21 protein-coding genes are annotated in these 24,790 nt (G+C 46.6%); 7 read left to right on the top strand and 14 right to left on the bottom strand.

Annotated elements, in window-relative coordinates; translation table 11 throughout:
* Nucleotides 1–12 precede the first annotated feature (12 nt).
* Nucleotides 13–378, bottom strand: a complete 366-nt coding sequence (locus AB0L18_RS18365; RefSeq protein ID WP_367388770.1) for a phage holin family protein — start codon at nucleotides 376–378, stop codon at nucleotides 13–15.
* A 265-nt stretch (nucleotides 379–643) separates the two neighbouring features.
* Nucleotides 644–952 carry a hypothetical protein gene (locus tag AB0L18_RS18360; protein ID WP_367388769.1) on the bottom strand — a complete coding sequence of 103 codons (309 nt, stop codon included), beginning with the start codon at nucleotides 950–952 and terminating at the stop codon, nucleotides 644–646.
* 168 nt (nucleotides 953–1,120) lie between these two features.
* On the opposite strand from AB0L18_RS18360, the gene AB0L18_RS18355 reads away from it, so the two are divergent.
* The 4 genes from AB0L18_RS18355 to meaB all read left to right on the top strand — a co-directional run bounded on the left by AB0L18_RS18355 (nucleotide 1,121) and on the right by meaB (nucleotide 6,621).
* Nucleotides 1,121–2,326: an acetyl-CoA C-acetyltransferase gene (locus AB0L18_RS18355; protein WP_367388768.1), complete on the top strand. Its 1,206-nt coding sequence runs from the start codon at nucleotides 1,121–1,123 to the stop codon at nucleotides 2,324–2,326.
* Nucleotides 2,323–4,470 carry a 3-hydroxyacyl-CoA dehydrogenase NAD-binding domain-containing protein gene (locus tag AB0L18_RS18350; protein WP_367388767.1) on the top strand — a complete coding sequence of 716 codons (2,148 nt, stop codon included), beginning with the start codon at nucleotides 2,323–2,325 and terminating at the stop codon, nucleotides 4,468–4,470. Before AB0L18_RS18355 ends, AB0L18_RS18350 begins: the two co-directional genes overlap by 4 nt.
* A gap of 13 nt (nucleotides 4,471–4,483) precedes the next feature.
* Nucleotides 4,484–5,260, top strand: coding sequence for an enoyl-CoA hydratase-related protein (locus tag AB0L18_RS18345; RefSeq protein ID WP_367388766.1), 777 nt, complete (start codon nucleotides 4,484–4,486; stop codon nucleotides 5,258–5,260).
* A 308-nt stretch (nucleotides 5,261–5,568) separates the two neighbouring features.
* Entirely contained in the window at nucleotides 5,569–6,621 is a 1,053-nt protein-coding gene (meaB, locus tag AB0L18_RS18340; RefSeq protein ID WP_367388765.1) for a methylmalonyl Co-A mutase-associated GTPase MeaB, read from the top strand.
* A gap of 115 nt (nucleotides 6,622–6,736) precedes the next feature.
* Here meaB and AB0L18_RS18335 read toward each other — a convergent pair whose 3' ends face one another.
* Together AB0L18_RS18335 and AB0L18_RS18330 are read right to left on the bottom strand one after the other, a co-directional pair.
* Nucleotides 6,737–7,261, bottom strand: a complete 525-nt coding sequence (locus AB0L18_RS18335) for a M23 family metallopeptidase (protein WP_367388764.1) — start codon at nucleotides 7,259–7,261, stop codon at nucleotides 6,737–6,739.
* Nucleotides 7,262–7,367: 106 nt separating this feature from the next.
* Nucleotides 7,368–7,946, bottom strand: coding sequence for a hypothetical protein (locus AB0L18_RS18330; RefSeq protein WP_367388763.1), 579 nt, complete (start codon nucleotides 7,944–7,946; stop codon nucleotides 7,368–7,370).
* A 182-nt stretch (nucleotides 7,947–8,128) separates the two neighbouring features.
* Here AB0L18_RS18330 and istA point away from each other — a divergent pair, with 182 nt between their 5' ends.
* From istA to AB0L18_RS18315, 3 genes are all read left to right on the top strand, one after another.
* Nucleotides 8,129–9,685 carry an IS21 family transposase gene (gene istA / locus AB0L18_RS18325; RefSeq protein WP_367388762.1) on the top strand — a complete coding sequence of 519 codons (1,557 nt, stop codon included), beginning with the start codon at nucleotides 8,129–8,131 and terminating at the stop codon, nucleotides 9,683–9,685.
* Nucleotides 9,686–9,711: 26 nt separating this feature from the next.
* A complete protein-coding gene (gene istB, locus AB0L18_RS18320) occupies nucleotides 9,712–10,446 on the top strand; it encodes an IS21-like element helper ATPase IstB (RefSeq protein ID WP_367388761.1) in 735 nt (244 codons plus the stop codon).
* A gap of 391 nt (nucleotides 10,447–10,837) precedes the next feature.
* Nucleotides 10,838–10,963 (top strand): hypothetical protein, encoded by a 126-nt coding sequence (locus AB0L18_RS18315; RefSeq protein WP_367388760.1) that lies wholly within the window; start codon nucleotides 10,838–10,840, stop codon nucleotides 10,961–10,963.
* Here AB0L18_RS18315 and AB0L18_RS18310 read toward each other — a convergent pair.
* From AB0L18_RS18310 to AB0L18_RS18265, 10 genes are all read right to left on the bottom strand, one after another.
* Complete coding sequence (locus AB0L18_RS18310; RefSeq protein ID WP_367388759.1) at nucleotides 10,935–11,711, bottom strand: hypothetical protein; 777 nt, start codon at nucleotides 11,709–11,711, stop codon at nucleotides 10,935–10,937. The two genes, AB0L18_RS18315 and AB0L18_RS18310, sit on opposite strands and share 29 nt — an antisense overlap.
* A 355-nt stretch (nucleotides 11,712–12,066) precedes the next feature.
* A complete protein-coding gene (locus AB0L18_RS18305) occupies nucleotides 12,067–12,645 on the bottom strand; it encodes a hypothetical protein (RefSeq protein ID WP_367388758.1) in 579 nt (192 codons plus the stop codon).
* Nucleotides 12,646–12,647: 2 nt separating this feature from the next.
* Nucleotides 12,648–13,244 carry a hypothetical protein gene (locus AB0L18_RS18300; protein WP_367388757.1) on the bottom strand — a complete coding sequence of 199 codons (597 nt, stop codon included), beginning with the start codon at nucleotides 13,242–13,244 and terminating at the stop codon, nucleotides 12,648–12,650.
* A gap of 9 nt (nucleotides 13,245–13,253) precedes the next feature.
* Complete coding sequence (locus AB0L18_RS18295; RefSeq protein WP_367388756.1) at nucleotides 13,254–13,817, bottom strand: FlgO family outer membrane protein; 564 nt, start codon at nucleotides 13,815–13,817, stop codon at nucleotides 13,254–13,256.
* Between the two features lie 316 nt (nucleotides 13,818–14,133).
* Nucleotides 14,134–15,684 carry an HNH endonuclease gene (locus AB0L18_RS18290; RefSeq protein WP_367388755.1) on the bottom strand — a complete coding sequence of 517 codons (1,551 nt, stop codon included), beginning with the start codon at nucleotides 15,682–15,684 and terminating at the stop codon, nucleotides 14,134–14,136.
* Between the two features lie 439 nt (nucleotides 15,685–16,123).
* Complete coding sequence (locus AB0L18_RS18285) at nucleotides 16,124–17,563, bottom strand: ArnT family glycosyltransferase (RefSeq protein WP_367388754.1); 1,440 nt, start codon at nucleotides 17,561–17,563, stop codon at nucleotides 16,124–16,126.
* 133 nt (nucleotides 17,564–17,696) lie between these two features.
* Entirely contained in the window at nucleotides 17,697–19,205 is a 1,509-nt protein-coding gene (locus tag AB0L18_RS18280) for a class I adenylate-forming enzyme family protein (RefSeq protein WP_367388753.1), read from the bottom strand.
* 248 nt (nucleotides 19,206–19,453) lie between these two features.
* Complete coding sequence (locus tag AB0L18_RS18275) at nucleotides 19,454–20,443, bottom strand: 3-oxoacyl-ACP synthase III family protein (RefSeq protein WP_367388752.1); 990 nt, start codon at nucleotides 20,441–20,443, stop codon at nucleotides 19,454–19,456.
* A 41-nt stretch (nucleotides 20,444–20,484) separates the two neighbouring features.
* Entirely contained in the window at nucleotides 20,485–21,981 is a 1,497-nt protein-coding gene (locus AB0L18_RS18270) for a hypothetical protein (RefSeq protein ID WP_367388751.1), read from the bottom strand.
* 84 nt (nucleotides 21,982–22,065) lie between these two features.
* Nucleotides 22,066–24,606, bottom strand: coding sequence for a TonB-dependent receptor (locus tag AB0L18_RS18265; protein WP_367388750.1), 2,541 nt, complete (start codon nucleotides 24,604–24,606; stop codon nucleotides 22,066–22,068).
* Nucleotides 24,607–24,790: the final 184 nt, after the last annotated feature.

The following is a 24,790-nucleotide window of genomic DNA, read 5'->3' as shown; positions in this document are numbered from 1 at the left end:
TTTAATCCGTCACTAAGAAAAATGCAAAAAGACATTTGCAACAGCCACAAAAATAGCCATTAAGAGTGCCCAACTGAAGCTTTTAATCGTAAATCCCTTTAAAAAGTGGGCAGCAATCATCAAAACAACAGCATCGACGACCAGACTAAACAAGCCTAGTGTAATCCAGCGAAGTGGTGCGGTGATAAAATCAAGAAATACCCCGAGCGTTGCATTCAGGATGGCGAGTACAAAAGCAACAATAATGGCGCGGGTAAAATCTTCAATAGCTACCCCGTTGAGTAAATAAGCAGCGCCCATAAGTACCAATCCCATCAAGAGCACCTTGATGAGGAAGGAGCCTAGCCCGGCTTGTACGGCAAGAAGGATAATAGTCATGATGTTGAGATTTTAGTTAAAGTTATCTCGACTTCCGGCATTTGCCGAAGGTCGTAGAAGGATTTTTTGGTAGAGGATATAGGGATGTAATACGCTAGTGGAAACTATTTTTTAATTACCCAACATCGAATTTTCTCCTTGAAGTTGGAAATAATTGCCTAATTCTTTGCTATCCCTATACTCTCTACACTAGGGACGCGAAGCGGACCGCATCTCCTGTCCGACTAGCCAGGCGGGCTCGACGGACTTTCACCGAAAGTCCAGCTTAGTTTCCCCACTTCTGGCGGGAAGAGCTATCGCTTTCCTGTGTTTTGATTTTTGCTTCCAATTCTTTAACCTTCTGCTTCAGCTCTCGGTTTTCTTTTTTCAATTTTTCAATTTCTTGTTGGGGATCGTAAGTCGAAGAAGATGACTTGGAGGAAGAACTGGAGGATGCTCCGCCCATCATTCCTTTTACCTCGGCAATAGGGTCTTTGCCTTGTAGGTAAAGTGCTCCGCCGTAAGCTAAAGGAACTAAAAAGAGGAGGAACAATAACAAGCGTGCAAAAGGGGTCAGTTTGGTACGTGTGGCCATAGATTGAATTATTTCTGCCAAAAATAATAGAATTGTTACGCAAAGCACAGAATTATCTACCAGCATTAATTTAAAAAGGATAGAAGGGGCCTTTCCAGCTTGGAGGACACTACTGCATTGGCTATCTTGTGGCCAAGAAACAAGATAAGCTGAAGCTCCCCAACCAATATGAAAGACGTCTTTATCTATGATGCGCTTCGTACGCCCCGTGCCCACGGTAAAGCACGCGGCGCACTTTACGAGGTAAAACCAGTACACTTGCTGGAAGTGGCCTTACGCGCCCTTCAGCGTCGTCATCAATTCCAGCCTACCGATGTGGATGATTTAATCATCGGCTGCGTCACGCCCATCGGTGATCAGGGGTTTAACATTGCGCGAACGGCCTTGTTGGAAGCGGGGATGTCAGCGGCCAACGGGGGGATGCAGATCAACCGCTACTGCACTTCGGGCCTGGAGGCCGTCAATCTGGCGGCGGCCAAAATTGCAGCAGGTTGGGAAGAGTTTTCTATCGCCGGAGGCACCGAGAGTATGAGCCGCGTTCCTATGGGTAGCGATGGTGGAGCACTGCTGAATGACCCGGGCGTTTTTATGACCCAAAACTACCTCCCCCAAGGTGTTGCGGCCGATCTTATTGCGACCATGGAAGGCTTCCAGCGCGAAGAACTTGATGCTTATGCCGTACAATCTCACCAACGTGCTGCGGCGGCCCAAACGGCTGGTTATTTCCAATCCAGCATCGTCCCCATCTGCGACGCCAATGGTTTACCAATCCTCCAACAGGATGAAACCATCCGCCCCGACACCAACCTGGAACAATTGGCGCGGCTAAAACCCTCTTTTGCGCATCTTGGCGACCAGGGGTTTGCCGCTATGGCCTTGCACCGTTATCCGGAAGTGGAAAAAGTACACTACCTCCATACACCCGGCAATTCATGTTCCATTGCTGATGGTGCAGCACTCGTTTTATTAGGAAACGAAAAAAAAGGAAAAGCCCTGGGTTTAAAAGCCCGGGCACGCATCTTGAGCTGTGCTACCGTTGCTGTCGACCCGACCATCATGCTCACCGGGCCAAGCCTGGCGGCAGAAAAAGCTTTAAAAATCAGCAAGCTAAAAGCCAAAGACATCGACTTGTGGGAATGTAATGAAGCCTTCGCCTCTGTCGTCCTCAAATTCCAACGTGACCTCAACTTAAGCGATGACCAACTGAATGTCAATGGTGGTGCCATTGCCCTGGGACATCCACTCGGAGCAACAGGTGCCATGCTCTTAGGTACCCTGCTGGATGAACTGGAAAGAAGAGATTTACAAACCGGACTGGTCACCCTCTGCGCTGGTGCAGGATTGGCCGTGGCTACCATAATTCAACGCGTATGATCCGGCTAAAAAAAGATACGGCTAACATTGTCACGATCATCTTCGACATGCAAGATCGGGAAGACAATGTTATCAATCACGAGATCACGGATGCCTTCCTGCCCGTTATCAAACGCCTACAGGAAGAAAAAGCCCAGGGGCAACTCAAAGGCGTCATCCTCACCTCAAACAAAAAATCGTTCCTCTCCGGAGGCGACCTTGGTTACCTCTACGGTGCCAGTGACCCCGAAGAACTCTTCCGGGAAGCTGAAAAGCTTAGTCGCTTTTTCCGCGACTTGGAGCGACCCGGGGTGCCCGTAGTAGCGGCCATTGCAGGCAATGCGCTGGGTACTGGTTTCGAAGTGGCCCTTGCCTGTCATCACCGCATTGTGCTGGATGATCCCAAAGTGCGGGTAGGGATTCCTGAGGTCAACCTTGGCCTTATGCCCAGTGGCGGAAGTATCGTGCGTATGATGTGGCTGCTTGGTATCGAAAAAGCCTATCCTGTTCTTACCTCCGGCAGACATTATTCTCCGCAGGAAGCCCTCAAGGTGGGGATTATTGATGATTTGGCAAGTACTCAAAAAGAACTAATTGAAAAAGCCAGAGCCTGGCTCCTCTCCCACCCCAACTGGCACCGCCCCTGGGATCAACAGGGGGAGACCATCCCCGGTGGCACCGCCAAAGATCCGGAGCTGATCGAACGGGTTCGTGCTACGGCGGCTGAACTGGCGGCTGCGACCTACAACAATTCTCCCGCCAAACGCACCATCCTCAATGTTTTGGTAGAAGGTTCCAAAGTAGACTTCTCAACGGCTTGCCGCATCGAGAACCGTCGCTTTGCGCACCTGGTTTGTTCCAATACGGCAAAAAACATGATCAGTACTTTCTGGATGGATTACCACTCCATCAAGAAGGGCATCAACCGCCCTAAAGGGTACGGTAAATTCCGCGTTCGCAAAGTAGGCATCATCGGCTCGGGTCGTATGGGCTCGGGCATCACGCTGGCCTGCATCCAAAACGGCCTATCGGTCGTTCTCAAAGACGTAAGCAAAGCCATTGCCGAGCGTGGCCGCGAATACGTCAGCCAGCGCATCGATGATCTCATTCGGGAAGGAACCTTCCACCAAACGGAAAAAAAGGAGATCATGGAACGCTTGGTCACCACCGAAAAAGCAAGCGATTTTGCCGATTGTGACATCGTCATTGAGGCTGTTTTCGAAAACCAGCAACTCAAACAAAAGGTCACCAAAGAGGCGGAAGACCAGATGGATAATTATACCATTATCGGTACCAATACCGTCTCGATTCCTATTGCGGAGCTGAGCAAAGCCTTGCGACGTCCCCAGAATTACGTAGGGTTGCACTTCTTTCCCCCTGCGGAGCGTGTGCCTTTGGTAGAAATCGTCGTTGGAGCCAACACCTCGGAGGAAACGGTTGCCCGCGCTATCGACTTTGTGCAAAGAATTATGAAAATCCCCATCGTTGTTAAAGACGTGTGGGGCTTCTATGCTGCCCGGGTGCAAAACACCTACATCCTGGAAGGGATAAGCATGCTCAAAGAGGGTTATCCACCGGCGTTGATCGAAAATTCTGGTCGTCAGTTGGGCCTTCCCCTTGGCCCGCTGGAACTGGCCGATGCCATGGGTTTACAGTTGGTACTCAAGTACGAAGAGCAAGCCGCCATGCACTATGGCAGCAACTACGTCCAGCACCCCTCGGTGAGTGTTCTCAAAACCATGATTGAAGAACTGGAACGTACCGGACGCGCCAAAAAAGCAGGTTTTTACGAATACGATCAAACGGGTAACAAGGTTTTATGGAAAGGTCTTAGCGATCACTGGGCTCCCAATAAACTGAACTACGATCGTAAGCGACTCAACGAACGCCTGCTTTTCGCCCAGGTCATCGAAGCCTTGTGGTGCATGCAAGAGGATGTGATCACTTCCGCCGCAGCGGCCAACCTGGGCAGTGTTTACGGTTGGGGCTTCCCCAAAGAGACTGGCGGCGTCATCCGGTTTGTGCAGGATTATGGCATTGAGCATTTCATAACGCAAGCCAAAGTCTACCACCAGGATTACGGCCAACGTTTCCGGCTACCCAAGGTGCTGAAAAACATGATCACAGAACCTAACTTTCAACTGGCGAAGGCTGCTGTTGAGTAAAATAAACCTTTTTATGGATCCTATCCTTTTTGAAATCAAAAACCAGGTTGGCTGTATTACGCTCAACCGCCCTCAGAAATACAATAGCTTTACCCGCGAATTGGCCCTGAGTATGCAAGAAGCACTCAAACAATGTGCAGGAGACGAAAACATTAGAGCCATTCTCATTACTGGCGCAGGCAAAGCCTTCTGTGCCGGTCAGGATTTGGGTGAGGTTACCCAGGAAAATGCTCCCGGCCTCAGTAAGATCATTTCCGAACACCTTAACCCGATCATCCGCCTGATTCGGGAAACGGAGAAGCCTTTCATCGCGGCAGTCAATGGTGTGGCGGCAGGTGCCGGAGCCAATGTAGCCCTGGCTTGCGACATTACCGTGGCCGCCGAATCGGCCAGCTTTATCCAGGCTTTTAGTAAAATTGGTTTAATCCCCGACAGCGGTGGCACCTTCTTCCTCCCTCGTCTGGTAGGTCTACAACGCGCCACCGCCTACATGATGTTGGGGGATAAAATAAGTGCTACAGAAGCTGCCCGTGTGGGGATGATTTATAAGACCCTCCCCGACGAGGGCTTCGAAAAAGCAAGCTTCGACCTGGCTCATCAATTGGCAGAAATGCCGACCACCGGCCTTGGCCTCACCAAACGCGCACTGAACCAGTCCCTGAGTAACGACCTCAACCGACAACTGGAGATTGAAGATCAAATTCAATCAACCGCCGGACAAACCGCAGATTACAAAGAGGGAGTACAAGCCTTTATGGAAAAGAGAAAACCCGTGTTTACGGGTAAATAAGAATAAGACGCTCCGACGCGCAAGTGTGGCAGTAATTACAAAAGAAAGCGCGCCGGGCGTCTATTAGACTTGTTCGGCCGGGAACATTTGGGGGCTGACTTGCTCTCTTCCGCTCCCACTTCGCAACCAAAGTGGTCACGTAGCTAAGGCTATGTTCCCACTTTGTTCGCTTGCGGGAACAAAAGATAGCGGCGTCTTCCCTCCAAAGCCCCCCGGACGAACAAGTCTGTTATCTGTTAAACGTGTAGCAGCAATAATGGTCACTGGCCCAGGTTTACTTTAATAGACATTTAACGTATTTTAGCAGAATGGCTAAAAACACTTCTTCCAAACCGGAGCCGGATCAGCTACCGGCCAGCATCAATCCTCGGTTGCGCCAGCGGCAACGGCAGGATTTTCCGGCCAGCCATTATCTGCAAGGTATTCTGGCGGGGGATAGTGTGCTGCTCAGTCAGGCCATTACGCTGGTTGAAAGCACCCGCTTGGAAGACCAGCGCAAAGCGCGCACGATTGTCGAAGGGTGCCTCCCCCACAGCGGGCGTTCCTTTCGCCTGGGGATCACTGGTGTCCCGGGCGTTGGTAAAAGCACTTTTATCGAAGCTTTTGGCTTGGCACTCGTCGAAGCCGGTAAAAAGGTCGCCGTACTCGCTGTCGATCCTAGCAGCCAACTTACACACGGTAGCATCCTGGGCGACAAGACCCGCATGGCGCAGTTGTCAATCCATGCCAATGTGTTCATCCGCCCTTCTCCCGCTGGTGAATCACTGGGCGGGGTGGCTGCAAAAACCCGCGAGCTCATCCTCTTGTGCGAAGCTGCTGGCTATGATTTTATCATTGTGGAAACGGTAGGCGTGGGACAGTCGGAAGTGGCCGTTTATAAACTCACCGATTTCTTCTTGCTCCTTCTCCTCCCCGGTGCGGGTGATGAACTCCAGGGCATCAAACGCGGCGTCGTAGAAATGGCCGACCTCATTGCCGTCAACAAAGCCGACGACGACCGACGTATCCCCGCGCAACAGGCCCGGGCTGCGTATCAGCGGGCGCTCCACCTTTTTCCGCCCAAAAGCAGCAACTGGATCGCCAAAGCACAAACCTGCTCGGCCATCACTGGAGCCGGTATTCCCGCTATCATCGAAGAAATAAAGGACTACCAATCCCTCACAAAAGACAATGGCTTTTTTCTACACAACCGGCAGGAACAAGCCATCCACTGGTTTCAGCAACAGCTCCGCCAACGCATCCTCGACCAGTTTCTACAACCCAGCGATCATCAAGAAAAGTTAGCAAAACTGGAGGCTGCCATCCGCGCTGAAGAGCTCTCCCCGCAGGCTGCGGTGGAGGCTTTTTTTCAAGAAAACTAAGCCTTAGTTGGTTAAATTCGTGAATTTGCCTTGTCAAAGACGTCCTTATATGCCCCTTATAATCCCTCGTATGGTTCAAAAAAAACCTTGGTGTCCTTTGAAGATTCAAAAAAGATTACTCCGCATTTTCTAAGACCGGCAATGGGTCAATGGAGGTCCGATCTTTGCCCATAATGATTTCAAAATGCAGGTGGGGAATCGTTTTACTGGCATTACCGCTATTGCCTACCGTCGCTATTTCCTGGCCAGCACTCACCTCATCATTTGCTTTCACCAGCCAGTCTTCCAGGTGTGCGTAAAAATACTGTACACCGTCGGAGCCGCGAAGATAAAGGGTTTTTCCTCCATTGCCGCCTTCTTTGATGGCTTCAATGTGCCCATCAATGACCGCCAAAACGGGGGTATGACGGGGTGCTTTAATATCTACCCCCAAGTGTTTGCGCGACTTGCCCCTGGCATCGCCAAAGTAACTGATGATATTGGCTACACTGTGGCCAGCAACTGGAAACTTCAGGGAGTCTGTATCACTAACTCCGGGTAGTGTCGCTTGTTCTGTAGTCGGCAGGTAAGGGTCAAAAAACTGGGTACCAACGATCCAGATAAAAACAAGGGGCCCTACCCATCCAAATAACTTATTCATAAGCAGTTGTGAAAGTTTACTCGGGTCCAATAACGGTCGCGAGGGCACAATTATTTGCTTAATACTCCTATTATATACCATTCATTCTTCATCAAGAGCAATTTTTTCAATTTGCATTAGCCCTGAATCTGCCGCACCGAATATTCATACTATCTGGCGCATGGGTCACGAAACTGTTTACACTTCTATGCGGGAGTTTCACCTGAAAATGGCCTTCCACAATGGTAGTATCCGCGTTGAAATAGTCTATCAGTAGGTAATCCTGGTAGGTAAGAGGAGAATCGCGCTCAAATGAAAAACTCCCGACATTGGAATGATCTTCTATATAAGCATAACGAGTACTTGCAACATTTGGAATAGGTATATTACTGTATGCCCACCCTAACCATATAGTATCTGAAAGTGCTGTTTCGTCATTAACAATGAATGACAACTCATCAATAATTTCATTAGTGGTATTCGCTGCTAAATAAATGGATAATACATAAGGGTTACTTGAGTCTATCCATCCTCTTTCCGCATACCAACATTCTCCGTTTAACAGACCTACACCATAAAACTCATCCTGAATCGCGCATTCTACCTCATCGCAACTTGGCTCTTCTTTAACAACGTCCATAACAGGATCTTCGCAACAGGCCACAGCGCCAAAAAAGAGTGCCATTAAAGCAGGGTATTTTATCATCTTGAAATGATTATTGCATATTCCGGTCCATCTGACCCCCCTATTCCGATTTGGTCTGACCCCCTCATTCCGGAGCTTTGACCCCCCTAGGATGTTAATAACTTTCCGGAGGTCTGACCCCCTAGTAAAAAGTGGAAGTTTGGTTAAAATGCTATCTCGTGTGGCTATCAAAGCTGCACAGTATGGCCAAGACCAAACGTATGGATCAAATCAAGACTATACTACGAACTTATCTTCATTGTCATTCGATCAAGGGCACGGCTCGTCGTCTGGGCGTTTCCAAGAACACGGTACGTGATTATCTTCGCCTTGCTCAGGGTTGCGATATAGACATTGGGACTTTATTGGAGTTACCCGACGATCAGTTGTTTAAGATTTTCTACGCTAAGGAGGAGCAAGAAGCTCAAGGCCGGGAAGCCGTCTTTGAACAGCAAGTCAAAGGCTGGCTTGAAGAGCTCAAAAAGGTGGGCGTGACGCGTTATCTGTTATGGCAGGAATACCGCGAGGAACATGCTGATAGTTATGGTTACAGCCAGTTCTGCGAACGACTGCGCAGAAAGATCGGTTACCAGGAACTTACCTTGCCCATCGAACATCGACCTGGTGACGTTTTACAACTCGACTTTGCTGGCAAAAAGCTTTATCTGGTAGACCCCAAGACGGGAGAACTCCGGCCTTGCGAAGTGCTCGTCGGGGTGCTGGCCCACAGTCAATATACCTTTGCCATGGCCTTGCCCTCCCAGTCGGTGATGGACTTCGTTACGGGGATCAATGAGGCGCTGCTTTTTTTTGGTGGTGTACCGGCGGTGATCCTGTCGGATAATCTCAAAGCTTATGTCACCAAGGCCAATCGCTACGAGCCCAGTTTTAACGAACTGTGCGTTCAACTGGCCGCTCATTACCAGTGTGACTTACAGGCCACTCGCGTGGCCAAACCCAAAGACAAGGCCAGCGTGGAGAACATGGTTCGCACGGCCTACAGCCGTATCTATGCGCCCTTGCGCAACGATGTCTTTCACAGCATTGAGGAACTCAATGAGGCCATTGGCCTCCAGCTAGCGATCCACAACGAGACCCCCTTTCAGAAGCGGGAAGGTAGCCGTAAAAGCTGCTTTGAGACCTACGAAAAAGAGCAACTCAGCCAGCTGCCCAATGAGCTGTTCGAGCCCCGCAAAACGGTCTCGGCCAAAATCCAGCGCAACTACCATGTGTATCTGGGCGAAGAGAAAAACTACTACTCTGTGCCCTACCAATACGCGGGCAAACAAGCCACCGTCATCTACAGCTCTAAAACCGTTGAGATCTACGTTGGCCCGCAGCGCGTAGCCACCCATACCCGCTTATCGCGTCACGACACCTACACTTATCAGACGACCGAAAGCCACCTGCCCAGTAACCATCAGGAATGGAAAAAGGCCCAGGGGTATGATGCGGCTTACTTTACCTCACAGGCCACAAAGATCGGCCCAGCTACCGAATGGGCTATCGCCCAAATACTGCTCTCCCGTCGCCACGAGGCTCATACCTACAAGTCTTGCCTGGGCGTCATGTCGCTGGCCAGGAAGTACACGCCCGAACGCCTCGAAAATGCCTGCCGACGCTGCCAGGGCGCTGGAAAAACAACCTACACCATGCTCAAAAATATCCTGGAACGAAAACTGGATATAGAACCGGAGCAGCCCGACTTGTTCTCTCCACCGACCCACGATAATATCCGTGGTCCTCAAGCTTATCAATAATCTTTTTTAACCATAAATCTTCCACCATGAAGAATGCTTCTTTAGACCTCTTACGACAACTCAAACTCACCGGTATGGCCTCCGCTTACGAGGCAGCCCTGAGTTTACCCATCAACCAGCAACCCGATGTCCACGAACTCCTCGCCCGACTCGTCGATGCCGAACAGCAACACCGAGCCTTACGGCGCATGAACATGTACCTCAAGCTCAGTAAGCTACGCTACCAGGCCAATATCAAGGACATCGAATGCTCCAACCAGCGAAATCTGAGTAAGGAAAAACTAGCCACCCTGGCCGACTGTGCCTGGATCGAACGAGGAGAAAACGTACTCATCACCGGGGCTACAGGGTGTGGAAAATCTTATCTGGGCTGCGCCATTGGTCATCACGCCTGTGTCAATGGCCACCGAACCCTTTACTTCAACATGAACCGTTTGTGCGAACAGATTACCCTGGCCCAAGCTGAGGGTTCTATTATCAAGTGGCTCAATCAAATCCAGAAAGCACAGCTCATTATCCTCGATGACTTTGGTCTGCAACCCATCACCCACACCGTCAAACTCCTCCTTCTTCAAATCCTCGAAGACCGCTACGAAAGGGCTGCTACGATGATCTGTTCACAACTCCCCGTAGGCAGCTGGTACGAGTACTTCGATGAACCCACTATTGCTGATGCTATCCTCGATCGTATCATCCCCAGGGCTCATCGTATCGAACTCAAAGGAAAAAGCCTCAGAAAACGTCCAAATCACTTATCTTAACACCATCAAATACCAAACTTATCCACAAGGGGGTCAAAGCTCCGGAATGAGGGGGTCAGATAGATCGGAATACGCAATTATTATCCATTAATAGCGTTTTGTCCGATTCTTAGAGGGCTGAATCAGTTGACCTGTTTGATCTCCTTAACAAGCATATCAAAATAGTCTTTGAGCACTTCCCTGACTTCGAAGTCTGACCAATCACTATTCATAGGTTTGTCTTCTTCCTGATTTGATGGTAATGAACGTTTTTCGGGACATGCGAAGTTCGGAAATTTTCGGCGCAGCCGAGAAAAATTTTTGAATTTCCGCATGCCCCGTGTTGTGCGAGGTTCGCAGCGCAGCGAAGAAGCTTGTGCAGCACGGGCTTGCCCGAAAAACGTTGTCCAAGATGCGCAGCGAAGCGGAGTATCTTGGACAACTCGGGGCTTGGCGCAGTGCCGACGCAGGAGGCATTGTCGCCAAGCCCAAGTTGGGCGATTTTATCTTTATTGACCTCTACTCCCGTATTCTCTAATAAGTTCTATAAAATAGCGTCCCATTCCTGTTACAAGAATATATGGGGAATCTGGGTTATAGTCATTATTAGCAGCGAGAGAAACTGTATCGCGTGCTAAAGAACTATTGCTTATCATATGATCACTAATATCCAGCAACCCTCTATTTTGCAAATCCATCACGTAAAATACAAACTCGGTATAGTTTGTTTTGAGAGGGTAGTTAGTTTTCTTCCGCATCCAATAAAACAAGTCATTGAAATTATCAATTAGTTTAATGTCTTCTGATTCGCTGAATATTTCCTGTAAGAGGATCACTTGAGTAGCTGATAATTCCTGTGCTAATCTCCCAGCTACTAGCCTTAACTCAAACTCAATCTCTTTCTCTAAATAGGAGTTACACAAGACATTACCAAGTAGTATTAACTTTTCATCTTGATGAACCTTCGCGGCATTTAAGGTAAGATTGTAAATCAATGAAATAAATTCATCATCTTCTTGTAAGTTATTGATACTAAGTCCTTCTAATTCTTGAAGAATATGCCTTATTGCCTTTACCATGTTGATTCTCCATTTTCCGATCCTTTTTTCAATTGAAGGTTGGACCAATAACCCAAACAATTCTGCCAATGGAGCCTTAGTTGTAATACTTATATCTCCGTTTCCAACGCTATATCCAATCGACAGGGTACTCAAGAGAGTCCTAACCAACTGATGTATGTAGTCTTCATTCTCTCTTTCTGGAGGATTTAAATCAAGGTTTTCCATATGGATAATTTTTACTTTAGGCTGAATTAACCAACGTTAATCTACAGATATTCTCCAATCTTATTATTTAATGATTCTTGATAGTTTTTCTTCATTTCGCCCAACGTTTTTCGGGACATGCGAAGTTCGAAAATTTTCGGCGCAGCCGAGAAAAATTTTTGAATTTCCGCATGTCCCGTGTTGTGCGAGGTTCGCAGCGCAGCGGAGAAGCTTGTGCAGCACGGGCTTGCCCGAAAAACGTTGTCCAAGATGCGCAGCGAAGCGGAGTATCTTGGACAACTCGGGCTTGGGCGCAGGCCGAGGAACGAGGCTTGTCGCCCAAGCTTTGTTGGCTGAAGACTTTTTTATCCATGAATTAATTCCACCAAGAATTATCTGAATCATAAATAGATTGCAAATCTTCGTTAAGGAGCATCATGAAATCCTCTATAAAGAATGCCTTGCCTTTTTCCACATCAATAGCACGCAACCATAGTTTAACCTTATCTCCTATTACTTCATATTTTCCAGTGATAATGACTTCCGTGCCAATTATTTCTCCCAAACCGGCAATAGTTTCTTGGTCAAGTAGACCGGCAGCATTCAACTCTTGCTCCTTGATAAGTTTATTTAATTGAGATCGATCTAATAATGATATCCCCTTCCTAACGTCTATAATTTCAGCAGAAATCTCTTCAGTCAAATACCTGCCAAGATTCTTTTTCTCTCCCTCTAGGTTGGTCATATCAGCAATAAGAACGGACTCAACCCCAGCACTAGATATTTTTTCTGACACATTGAGCCCTATATCATGGATAACATTAGTGTACTCATATGTATTTTTGTAGTCACTTACCTCTTTCGAATCAGAAAAAAGGAACCTAATAAAAGATACACCTACAGCTATAACTGTAACTATAATTAGAAGCTTTGAAAAAGTTGTGAGTCTGGCCATTGTTAAATCGTCTCTATTGATTTTTTAATTGCTGAAGATAAAGAACGCTCAGTCTTATGAACTCCCAATCGAGTTTCAATTGGACAGATATTGACAACAGTATTCTTCTCTAATTCCTTGACACGAATATCACCAAGTATTTCAATAGTCTTTAGGCTTGAAACATCCAGTCCATCGCTTACTATCTCAGATGTTGTCAGTTCATTAATGGCTGCATCGTACTCTATCAACACTCCTGAGGAAGGAAGCTGCTCCGTCCCAGACAAAATGACATATTTCGTTTCCGAGGAGAAAAGCTCGCGTAATCGACTTCTTAAAATGGTTAAATATTTAGGTTCTACTTCACCATTAAGAGTCATTCTCAAATATATAACGGAGTCTACTAGATGTACCTGTTGTAAGCATCCCTCTTTTTCAGCTCTATCTGGCACTCCAGTACTCTGTTCAGGTCCAGGTTGCTGCTCTTTTACAACTTCTGTATCTTCTTTTTCCTCTTTGTCTAATCCTGTTTGAGTCCTTATCTCAGGGATCAGAACAGAAACAATTATCGCGATCACACCAACGATTAAACCTAGTACAGTTAAGCTTTTTTCAGACATTTTTGATTGTTATTTCCACCACGAATTTTGCTCAGATATTATTTCCTGTAAATCCTTTTCTATCTCTATATCCATCCTTTCCGATAGCACAACAATTCCTTTTTCTACGTCTATCATTCTCAACCAAACTTGTACCTTATCATCAAGAACTTGGTATTTACCTGTAACGATAGACTGAATACCAATCATTTTGCCTAGACTCACCAGAGTATTTTTGTCTAATAGTCCAGCAGAAAGTAATTCCTGCTCTTTGACAAGTCTTTGAAGTTGTGATCTATCAACAATATTAATATCCATCCCAGTTGAACTAGCATGAAAAGATAGCTCCTCCGCAAAGTAAGCTCCTAATCTCTCTTTGGCACCCTCAAAATTTGAAAACTCTGAAATGAGAAGAGAAGAAAAGCCGTTTTCATTAAGAGATATAGATAGAATATCTTTTAAATCGGACATCTTTTGCGAATACTGTTGATTTGAGTTATATGCTTCTTTCTGCGCTATCTTTCTACCACATAGCGTAGCTGTTAGTGCTACCACAATTAATAGGATAATTCCAAGTGTCGTAATACTTCTCATCTAGTCCATAATTGTTTAGAATATCATATTCTAAAGAGATAAATTTAAACTCATGATTTTTCTACCAAAAATATCATTTAGTCGATGAAGTAATACTTTTATCTCTTTCGTTCAACCTTGAGCATTCTACTTATCTATGATAAACGTTTGAGAAACTATTATTTCAGCCAACGTTTTTCGGGACATGCGAAGTTCGGAAATTTTCGGCGTAGCCGAGAAAAATTTTTGAATTTCCGCATGTCCCGTGTTGTGCGAGTTTCGCAGCGCAGCGAAGAAGCTTGTGCAGCACGTCGCTGGCGCAGTGTTAGGCACAGCATTAATTTTTATACGTCGTATTGCAATACGGGTGAGCCAATTGTCCGTTGTCAGGATTGCCCAACCCACCATCCTCTTTTCTATCAATATGGTCAATTGTAATTGAATTGCTGTGAATAAATCCATTACAAATTTTACATTTTATGCCATTTTGAAGCGCTTCTCTTATAAATACTGCTGATTTTGAATCAGTGTCAAAGTTCCTACGGTAAAATGACATTTCATCCTTTTCTTCAAAAAGAGTTATAAAATCATAGTCGCTTAATTCTAATAATTCTTTGATTGATTCTTTGTAATTTTTACCAGAATTTATTTTATCAACCATATCGATATTGAACTTAGTTACGTATGGCAATCCCTTCAAAGCACTTCTGTATTTTCTATTTATTTGCGTTGCCACATAATCATATTCAATAAGAAATTTCTCAAACTCTTCTCTTGCGTTTATAAAGTCATTTAGTTTATTCTTCTTGATGAGTTCTAAAATAAAATTAGTTATAGCATAGAATGAAGCAGTTTTGTATTTACCTTCTTTAGAATAGAAATAAACGATTGGATGTAAGCCCAATGAGGAGGGATGAACGCTATTTAATCTCCAAGCAATTTTTCTCGCATTTCTTAAGTGGCTTATCGTAGACATTCCATCTATGTCATCGCTTAATGTGTCCTTAAAATCTACAGGTATGTGATTAACTTGATTGATGAATTCTAAAATTAGAGGCAAAGTCTGAGCGCTTGAAACCTTTCCACCTATTGGAATATCCATTGTTTTTACAGGGGTTCGTAATTGAGGCGTAAAGAATATTCTGTTTATTTCACTTGCTAATTGTTGAATACTGTTTTGATTTTCCGCGCTGAAATTAGACCAATATTTATGCCCTTTACCTGCTCTTATTATAGCCCTTGCTGATATACAATTAGGCTTCTTTCTTGACTCAAGTAGTTTTAATTCTGTTGGGTCAATCTTAGATGCTTTTTGATTAATTTTAAAAAACGAATTCTCTGCTTTCTTTGCATCCCCTACGACCCATTGAACCTGTATTGCATTTACTCCTGTATTATTCGCTCGTCTTATATGCTCTTGATGCGAATTATTTTCTTTTGAAGCATTCTTTATTTCTTGGAAGGAGCCTATTTTCTTGTTTATTAGATTTCGTGTTTTCTCGGCAAAGATTAATTGGTCATCTATGATATTATTTTCATAGAATTTTTTGGAAATTTCACCATCACCATAATCATCGTAAATCCACGAAATTAAAGCGCTCAACCTATGAGCACCATCAATTACAAAGATTAATCCCGATTGACTTCTCCATAGAATAATTGATGGAATCAAATCTCCCTCGATAAAGCTATCAATAAATTCATAAATCTTTTTAGAATCCCATTCATTAGTCTCTCTTTGAAAATCTGGCTTTCTAAGAATTTGATAAATAAATTGATTGGACAAATCATTTACTGACAAACTTTGAATTTGTGCGGAGGTTGAGTTGTTTCCGATTATTTCAAAATCCTCTCTCGGAACAAGAGCATCAAGATTTATTTTTGGCATGCTTTCTTTTTTTCTTTTTGTTGTGCCTAACTTACTTATATGCGAACAAAATACCCTTTTTGAAGTACTTTTACACCCCCCATCACTTAGTGTTACCAACCTCCACTCACTACCTTCACAGTAATCAACACTAAAATTCCTCATTTTGAACATCTACTTTGCCATGTGTCCTGCCGAGACCGTATATCCAGTAGCATGCAGCGACTGCTCACAGTCTGGAAAAAGAGGTGCCGGTAGGTTGAATGATAAGCAGGATTCAGCTCCGGACAACAGCGCAACAGCTTAGATGAAGGAGAGAAGAGCCAGCGTATTGGTCAACTTGAATAGATAAATATACCAAATTCCTGAAAAGGTCAAGCTATTGAGTGAAAATTAACATTACTACGTTTTAATTTTCGTACAAAAGCGTCGCTGGTAAGATTATCCATTGCGCTCTTTTTTAATTTTTTCGGCGCAAAAGCGTAAAATAGTGCAACCTTTCCACCTCCGTCCACGCTGCCAGATCAATCAGCTCACAGGTTGTTTTACCGTGTTCCAAAAGAAGGAAATGGGCGGTATCAGACCTGGTCACCGTTTGGTAATGGTAGCGAAAGAGGTAAGCCTGCAAGCGATGATCACCTTCCAGGGAATCCAGACAATTGTAGAAAGTCCCGTCCCTGGCTTGGTATTTCCCTATTGCCTCCACATCCGCCAGGAGCGCAGTATCTCTACTTTTGCCAATGCTACTTACGCTGGCCACAACAGCACTTAGCAAGACCAATATCGCCAGAGGGCGAACAATTTTACGCCAAGGTCCAGCTGCACCATCGACCGATTGTAGTTGTTCCCAAAACGATTTGATCACCATCGCCAAAGCCATCGCAAAATAGGGATAGGCCGGAACGACATAATAGCTGAATTGCTTCAGGCTGATCATCACGGGTAAGGAAGCCGAAGCACCTACCAACACCCAAAATAAGACCACTTTTTTATCAATACCTCGCCAGCAGGATCGCCACTGGTCATTGGGTACCAAAACGAGCATCAAAGCCAGCGGTAATAGCATATAAAAAAACTCACCCGCCATCTTTATCAGGATATGAAAACGGCCATAAACGGCCAGCTCCCGATCACCCCGAATAGCTCGAAAAACCTGTTGATCCAAATATTGCCCCATTGAATGAAAGGCGGTATCATCAATTAACAACAAGCCCAGAAAAGCCAAAGTGCTAGCGATCAGTAAAACACTGCGCAGCAACATTTTCGTCCAGCGCGTATCTCGATAGGTCAGCCACCACAAAAAAGGGACGGCCCAAGGAAATAAGCCCGTAAAACCTTTGGTCAGGAAGGCGCCCGTACACAATACGCCAGCGGCCACAAACAAAAGACCTCCCTTCTTATCCTGGAGTGCCCTTAGCATCAATAAAATGGCAGCTATAGTAAAAACGGTCACGATCCCTTCCAGCATATTGCGGGCGTAGACACTCCCCACACTCGGTGCTAAAATCCACAGAAAAACCGGCAACCAGTCTAGTGATGTTGCCGCAGTAGTAGCCGGTAAAGGGTTAGATTTTAACCAGAGTTTACGAAGAAGCAGCAAGGAAACAATGAAAACCACTAAGGCAAAAAAACGCTCTACCAACCAACCGTCGCCTAGAAGTCGGAAGAATAAAGATTGCAAGCCAAACCCCGCCGGAGGATGTTCGTAAAACACCGGCCATATCACTGGCGTGAACATGGGTTCCCAAAAAGAGCCATAGCCATAGGCCATGTTGCGAGAGATGAGGCTGTAAGCCATCCCGTCGTAATACATGCCACCGCGAATCAATTCGGGGAGTAAAAATATACCTGATAAGCCGACTACAAGTAACCAAAACCAAAACCGGAGAGAGCGTTTCATAGAAAGTAGCGTTAAATTTACCTTTAACAAAGGTAAAAAAACATGCCCTGACTATGTGCTTTTTGTAAAAAAGGAGCTCCCTTCATCGAAAAAAATCGATAAAGCTTTTTTTAACCTCAGGTCTCTTGATTGCTCAAGACAAACGCCCCTTCAGGTATTTCCGATCAATCTTTCCCGTGTCATTCTTGGGAAGTTCCGCCAGGAAGTGAAAAAATTTTGGGACCTTGAACTTAGCCAGGTGCTCGCGGCAATAATCGCTCAACTGGGTCGTATCTATAGCCTGATCGGCTTGTTGTACTACAAATGCACAACCTACCTCCCCCCACTTTGTATCGGGCACCCCAATGACGACAGCTTCCGCCACGGAAGGATGAGCGAGCAGCACCCGTTCTATTTCTGCTGGATACACGTTCTCCCCACCAGAGATGAACATGTTTTTGATGCGATCTTCTACGTACAGGTACCCTTCTTCGTCCTCGCGAACGCGGTCGCCCGTGTGGAACCATCCATCTACTATTGCTTTGGCTGTTGCTTCGGGGTTTTCCCAATAGCCGGGGGTGACCATTGGGCCGCGCAGTAGCAATTCGCCACCAGTATTCGGCGGTACTTCTTGCCCTAGCTCGTCTATAATTTTAGTCGTTACGTAAAAATTAGGTCGACCAATAGAACCCTTTTTGCGGATAGCATCGTCCTGGTGCAAGCTGGTGAGGTTGGGGCCTACCTCCGTCATTCCGTATCCCTGCCGTATGGGTACTCCCTGCGCTTGCCAGCGTTCAATCAGCGGAATGGGCATGGGTTCACCACCGACAATAATATAGTGCAGATGGCTGAAATCGGTCTTTTCAAAATCTGGTTCATCCGCCATCATTTTCAGCATGGTGGGAACGCCCATAAATACCTTAGCTTGCTCCTCCTCAAGCAATTTCAGCACCGTGGCTGGATCAAATTTCTTTAGCAGGCAACTGTAACCGCCGTGATGCAAAAACGGCGTCGTGAGCACATTCCAGCCGCCCGTATGAAAAGGGGGCATACAGTTTACGGTCCGACTCTCCGTATTCACCAGCAACGAAAGGGAGGTATTGATACTGTTCCAAAAAAGCATCTTATGCGTATACAGTGCCCCTTTGGGGAAACCCGTAGTTCCTGAAGTATAGAGGATAAAAATAGGATCATCCTCCACTATGGCTACGGCAGGATCTGCGGCGTCTTCTGGTCGCGTGGTATTTTTATCGCAATATGCTGCTAATGTCTCCATCGACCAATGGTGTGGAATGTTACGAACCGTAGCACAGGCCTGCATATTGACCCAAAAACACTCCTCAGCGATCACTAATGCTGGGCTAGCATTGGTTAGCAGGTAATCAATTTCCTGGTTGGCCAAACGATAATTCAGCGGCACCAGGATCAGCCCTGTCTTCTGGGCAGCAACAAAAAGCAGGATGTATTCCAGGCTGGTTTCCGACAGCACCGCAATCCTTTCTCCCTGTTTTAAACCCAGCGTATTAAGAAAATAATGAGCCAGTCGATTCCCTAGTCGATTCAGTTCATCATAGGTGAGGGTAGCCCCACCAGTGTATGATTTTACAGCTACTTTTTGAGGTTGATACCTGGCCCATTTGGCGGCCCAATCATGTTGGTACATTTATCTCTTGTTTTACGTCGAGGGATTTCTGGTAGAGGGATGTAGCTTGGGCTTCCAGCCCGAGCGTATAAACCACGCTCGGGCTGGAAGCCCAAGCTACGATAGTGCTGTCCTTCTACCGACTTTCGCCGAATGCCTAAATTAACGTGAGGTTGGGCATTAATCGCTTGATTTTCAATAGCAATACACCATGTGCGACCCAGTCTGGCAGCCTGGGTCGCATATAATACCTCCAACCTCACATTAAATTACAACTGAAAGGCCGCGCTCGCAAAGGCTAAACCGCCGCCCGAGCCGACAAAATACACCAGATCACCGGTTTTCACCAGGTCCTTTTCCCAGGCATCATTGAAAGCCATCGGAATGCAAGCCGAGCCAGTATAACCGTAATGATGCATAATGGTGTGCGCACGGTCGCGCGGAACTCCCAAGATATCGAGGGTTTCCCAGATGGCGTTGATGTTGATTTGGGTGATAAAAAACTGGTCGACCTGCTCCACCGGGGTCGCGGTGCGTTCCCCCAGGGTGCGAATCATCTGACTCCAAATTTCGGGATTTAATTCTTTAGGGAATTTACGGACGAATTGTAGCTGATGTTCATGTCTACCCATCATTTCAGCATTGACTGGTTGGTGGGTACCGCCACCGTAAATACCCATCCATTCGTTGTATTCTCCTTTGGTAATCAGTTCGCTGGAGAGGAAGCCCAGGCCTTCTTGTTCTGTCGCCTGAAGAAGCACGGCACCCGCTCCATCAGCGAATAAGGTGACCGTTTTTTTGTCCTCCATATTCAGGTACTTACTCATCGCGTAAGCCCCGATAATCAGCACATTTTTGTAATGCGCATCCGCCCGAATGTACTTGGCTCCAATATCGAGTGCAGTCACAAACCCGGCACAGGCCGTGTTGATATCAAAAGTACCAGCCCGGTTGGCACCAATCCTGTGTTGAACGACCGAAGCCGTAGAAGGAGAAACAAACTCCGGCGTATCCGTAGAGATAATGATCAAATCCAGCTCGCTGGCGGCTACACCGGCCCGTTCGAGGGTCTGTAAGGCCGCCTTTTCCGCAAGATCTGCCGTACTTTCGTCGGCGGCACACCAGCGGCGCTCGTAGATTTTTACATTTTCGGCTAACCAGGTGCTGACGTCAACTCCCAGCAGCTCGTCGAAGTATTGGTTAGGAACAACGCTTTCAGGAGCGTAAGCACCGCAGGCGGCAATGGTCGCGTTGCGCATGATGTATATTTAGAGACGTGGTTGGAATTAACGTTCTTCGGTTAATTCAAAACCTCCGGCTTTTTTAAAAATTGATGTCCTATTAGTGTTGGAACAACACTGAAAATTATGGCGAAAGCAGCTGTCAGACCAGGATTGGCAAATGCCAGGGTACTCGTCGGAAACAGCTGCTGCCCGAAAAAGAATAAACCAAAATGAATGAAGAGTGCTAATATGGACATCGCCCATACCAGTCGCAAATTGGGGGTCTGGTACAATACCCCCGCAAGCAATGGCGGCACGGCGGCCAGGACAAGTCCGTAGACCCCTACCTGACCAAAAATACCCAGTAACTTTGGGGGATAAAGTGCCACCAGAAATACCGCAACCGCCATGATGATCAGTACCAAGTGACCAGCACGCATAGCGAGTCGCATTTGTTCTTTGGGATTACGGGCACTGCTGCCTCTCGAAAAAATGTTTAAAACCAGATCATTGGCTGTAATGGTTGAAATTCCTACCAATAAACCGTCCAGGGTAGACATGGCCGCCGCCAATAAGACCACACTGACTATCGTAAACAGCCAGTCGGGGAAAACTTGTTGCAGATAGACCGTCATCACCAAATCCTGGCGAAAGGTGCCGGTAGTGGCATCCATCAGTGCCTCGGGAGGTACTGCTACGTGGGCCCAAAAACCCGCCAGCAACAAGAGGCAAAAGAGTAGAAACACCACACTAAAAACCAGGATGTAGCGCAGTACTGCCCGGTCGGATTTTACGTAAAGTGCTTTGGTAAGGATATGTGGCTGACAAACCAATGCCCCACCAATTAGGAAACCGGCAACATAAGTTGAAAACCAATCATTATACAGCTTACTTTGAGGATTGACCCACGCTAGTAAATGGGCATCCTTAGCCTGTAAAACAGCCATTACATCACCTCCTTCCAGGTACAGTTTCAGTCCACTCCACAGCACCAATATACTCACTGCTATCATCAGAAAGCCTTGAAACATATTGGTAAAAACGTGGGCGTAGGTCCCGCCATACAACACATAACCAGTGACAAAAACCAAGGTAATCACCAGTGCGACCACATTGGAGACACCCAATAATTTCTGCATGACGATTGAAATCCCTCCCACTAGCAATACCACGAAAGCTACCGCTAGTAGATTGATCACCGCGAAATAGAGCGAGAAGTCTTTAGAGCCGTATCGCTTACCGATCCAATCGGGTATGGTGAGTGCTCCTGCTGCTTCTCCGATCCGGCGAAACTTAAAGGAAAGCACACACAACATGGTTACAAAACCCAGGTAAACACTGATTCCCAGATGCATAAAAGCAGCCAGTCCATCCACGTAAACAAAGCCGGGATTGATAATGAACGTTGCCGCCGAAGCCGTCGCAGCCGCCAAGGTAACGCCTACCTGAACGGGCGACAAATCACCTTTGCCGATCGCAAAACTTCCGAAATCATCCGTCTTGCGGTGCCCCAACCAACCGAGATAAGCGGTGCCGAGGAGGTAAACAGCAAAAAGTAGCCAGGCAAGTGTCATGTCTTACATTTAGTGAGGAAATAAGCTTGCGGAGTGAAGAACCTATGAAGACGCTGCACTCGGCAAGCTAATTTCCTCTTCAAGTTATTGCTTTGCTGGAATATTGTAGACCAGCTCCAGTGTATAAATACCGCGCGTAGGTGCAGCGGCAGTGAATTCACGCAATTGCTGATTGAACAGGTTGACGGCCGACAAATTCACCCGGAAGTTATCTGTTACGTGGCAACCAACGTTCAGGTCAACCGTAAAAAATCCTCCAAGCGGGCCATAATTGTAAGAATCCGTACCCCGCGCATCTTCTACGATGGGTTTGCCCCGCCAAGTCAATGGGGCACCTTCGTCATTCGTCAGGGTTTCTGAAGCAATCTGGAAGCTAGAGAAGTAGTTGTACTTTTCTACGTAGCGACCATAGGCACCACCGTAAAACTTGCTACCGTTGTAGTTGAGGCCCAAACCGAAGCGGTTATTGGGTGCATTGACAAGAATGTCCAGGAAGTTGACCGTACCATTGCGGTCGAAGTCGTTGGCCAGGTCATTTTCATCAAACGAGTAATCGAAGTACGAGTAGTTGATGTAAGCGTTCCACTCTGGCGTGAAGTAGTAATTCAGGTTCAGGTCAAGACCATAAGTATTCACCTGGCCGAAGTTTACGTAAGTTGCCACTAAGCCTTCCAAACCAATAGAAGCGTACAGATCGTACAAGGCATCAGCCTGTACTTCGCGTAGTGGTGTTTTGCCACGGGTAGTTGCAAAGAAGGTCGTTACCGGACTGAGGAAGTCTTCGCTGATATTATAGTAGGTATTCGCATCAATGAAGAGCTTGTTTTTCTTCAACTGACCACGGTATCCCAACTCAAAAGTTTGTAGTTTTTCAACACTTTGAGGCTCCAAACGACCACCGCCAACGAGGTCAAAACCTTCAGCGTTACCGAGGATCAGACCATTGAAGAGGTTGCCGAACATATTGAGGATCGTAGGCGCAGCAATACCCTTGCCGTAGGTAAGACGCCAGGTACCCATGTCACCAATTTTAAGAAGGCCAAATTTGGGTACGAAGTTGAACTCGTACACATCATGGTAATCAGCGCGTGCAGCAGCCAATGCTCTCCAGCCGCGATTGAAGTCGTAAGTCAGGTGGGCATAAGCTCCATACTGGTTGACCACAATGTATTCCCCGTTGTAATATTCGTTGAGGTCATTTTCAATCAGGTAAGTCCCCAAACTGTTGGCACGATCCTGCTGCCACTGCGCACCCGTAATCAACTCCAATTTACCGAAGCGATTATTGTACTGGATTTCCGAGTTCCAACGATTCGAGGCATCTTTGAAAAGAGCACCGGTTGAGTAGGACTGCGCACCTCGTGCCTCGGCGTCACTCAAACCAAGTACATCAATTCCAGTGTAGTAAGCTTTGGTACGATCATCAATGGAGTACGTGTCATCGGTTTTACTTTGGGTATAGACCGATTGGATGAAGAAATTCTTGAAATTCAGCCGCAGCTGGGTGTAGAAAATCTGCCAGTCGATGATTTGGTTACGTCCTACATTCGTAGGAGAAAGGTAGTTGCTGTTGCTATAACCGGTGTTTAGAATGATATCGAAATCTTCCTTGGGGGTAAAGTAAAAAGCACCTTCCAGGCGAGTGGCGTTCACATCAGGATTGAGTTCGAGTTCTTCCCAACCTTCTTTGACACCATCAGGACCAGCGTAGTCGGCAGAGCCGATCAAATTTCCATTAGCATCCTGGCGGTCGATGTAGACAGAGTCGGCCCAGTCGAATTCCGTTGCTGCCGAATATTCTCCCATCAGCTTGTAGGCAAACTTTTCGCTGACCACCTGCGCATGGCGCACACGAGCAGAATAAAGCGGGTTGCCGTCGCCGTTTACGCCTCCGTTGAGGGCTATCGTCGTCCCGGCGGAGGTACGCGGGTCTTTGGTAATGATGTTCAACAAACCATTGTGTGCATTCGGGCCATAAAGCGTAGAGTTAGGGCCAAGAATGATTTCTACCCGCTCAATATCTTCTTTGATGGTCGTATTCAGTGGCCCCAAAGGCAGGCCGGTAGCCACTAAGCTAGAAAAGCGGCTATCGGTAACCTGCAGGTTTTTGGAGTTAAAGTTGGAGTTGAATCCACGAATGTTAAAGGCTGGGGCAGCAATACCTGCCCGGAAATACTCGACCCCTTTTTGGCGAGCCACCAATTCGGCGGGGCTTCCCGCAAACTGGGCAATCTCGCGAGCAAAAATGGTTTCGATGGTCGCCGCACTTTCCGTCAATTTTTCGGGCCGTCGACTGCCGGAAACAACCACCATATCCAGGTCGGTTCCTACGCCAAGGCGAAAGTCCAGAGTAGCCTTTTCGTTGGCACTCACAGTAATTTGTGCCGACTCATCACGAAAACCAATGTAGCTAACCATGATCTTGTAGGTCCCGGGCTCGAGCATCATCTCGTAGTTGCCATCGATGTCCGTTACAGCTCCGGCAGGATTACCTTGCACCGTAAGGTTGGCACCAATCAGTGCTGTTCCTTCATCATCCGTCACTTGTCCGGAGAGTGTGGCTTTTTGCCCCATCAACGAGAGGGCTGCACCACAAAAGATTAAAAGCGTAAATATTCGTTTCATGAAGCTCAGTTGTTTAAAGACATTCAAAATTATTACCCTAAAAATCTTCTTATCATAAAACCCTGTTCTACCAGAGCAACAAAAGAAGAACTTTTATTCTGGTGGTGAATTTAGAGAAGCCTTAGTGCTTTTAAATACTCCATGAATTTTCAAAACCCCTTGACCAAAAGAATTAAAAAACACC

Origin of the sequence: Lewinella sp. LCG006 (assembly GCF_040784935.1) — a bacterium.
Lineage (GTDB): Bacteria > Bacteroidota > Bacteroidia > Chitinophagales > Saprospiraceae > Lewinella.
The sequence above is the reverse complement of the archived record's forward strand: the minus strand, read 5'-3'. Positions and strand labels throughout refer to the sequence as shown.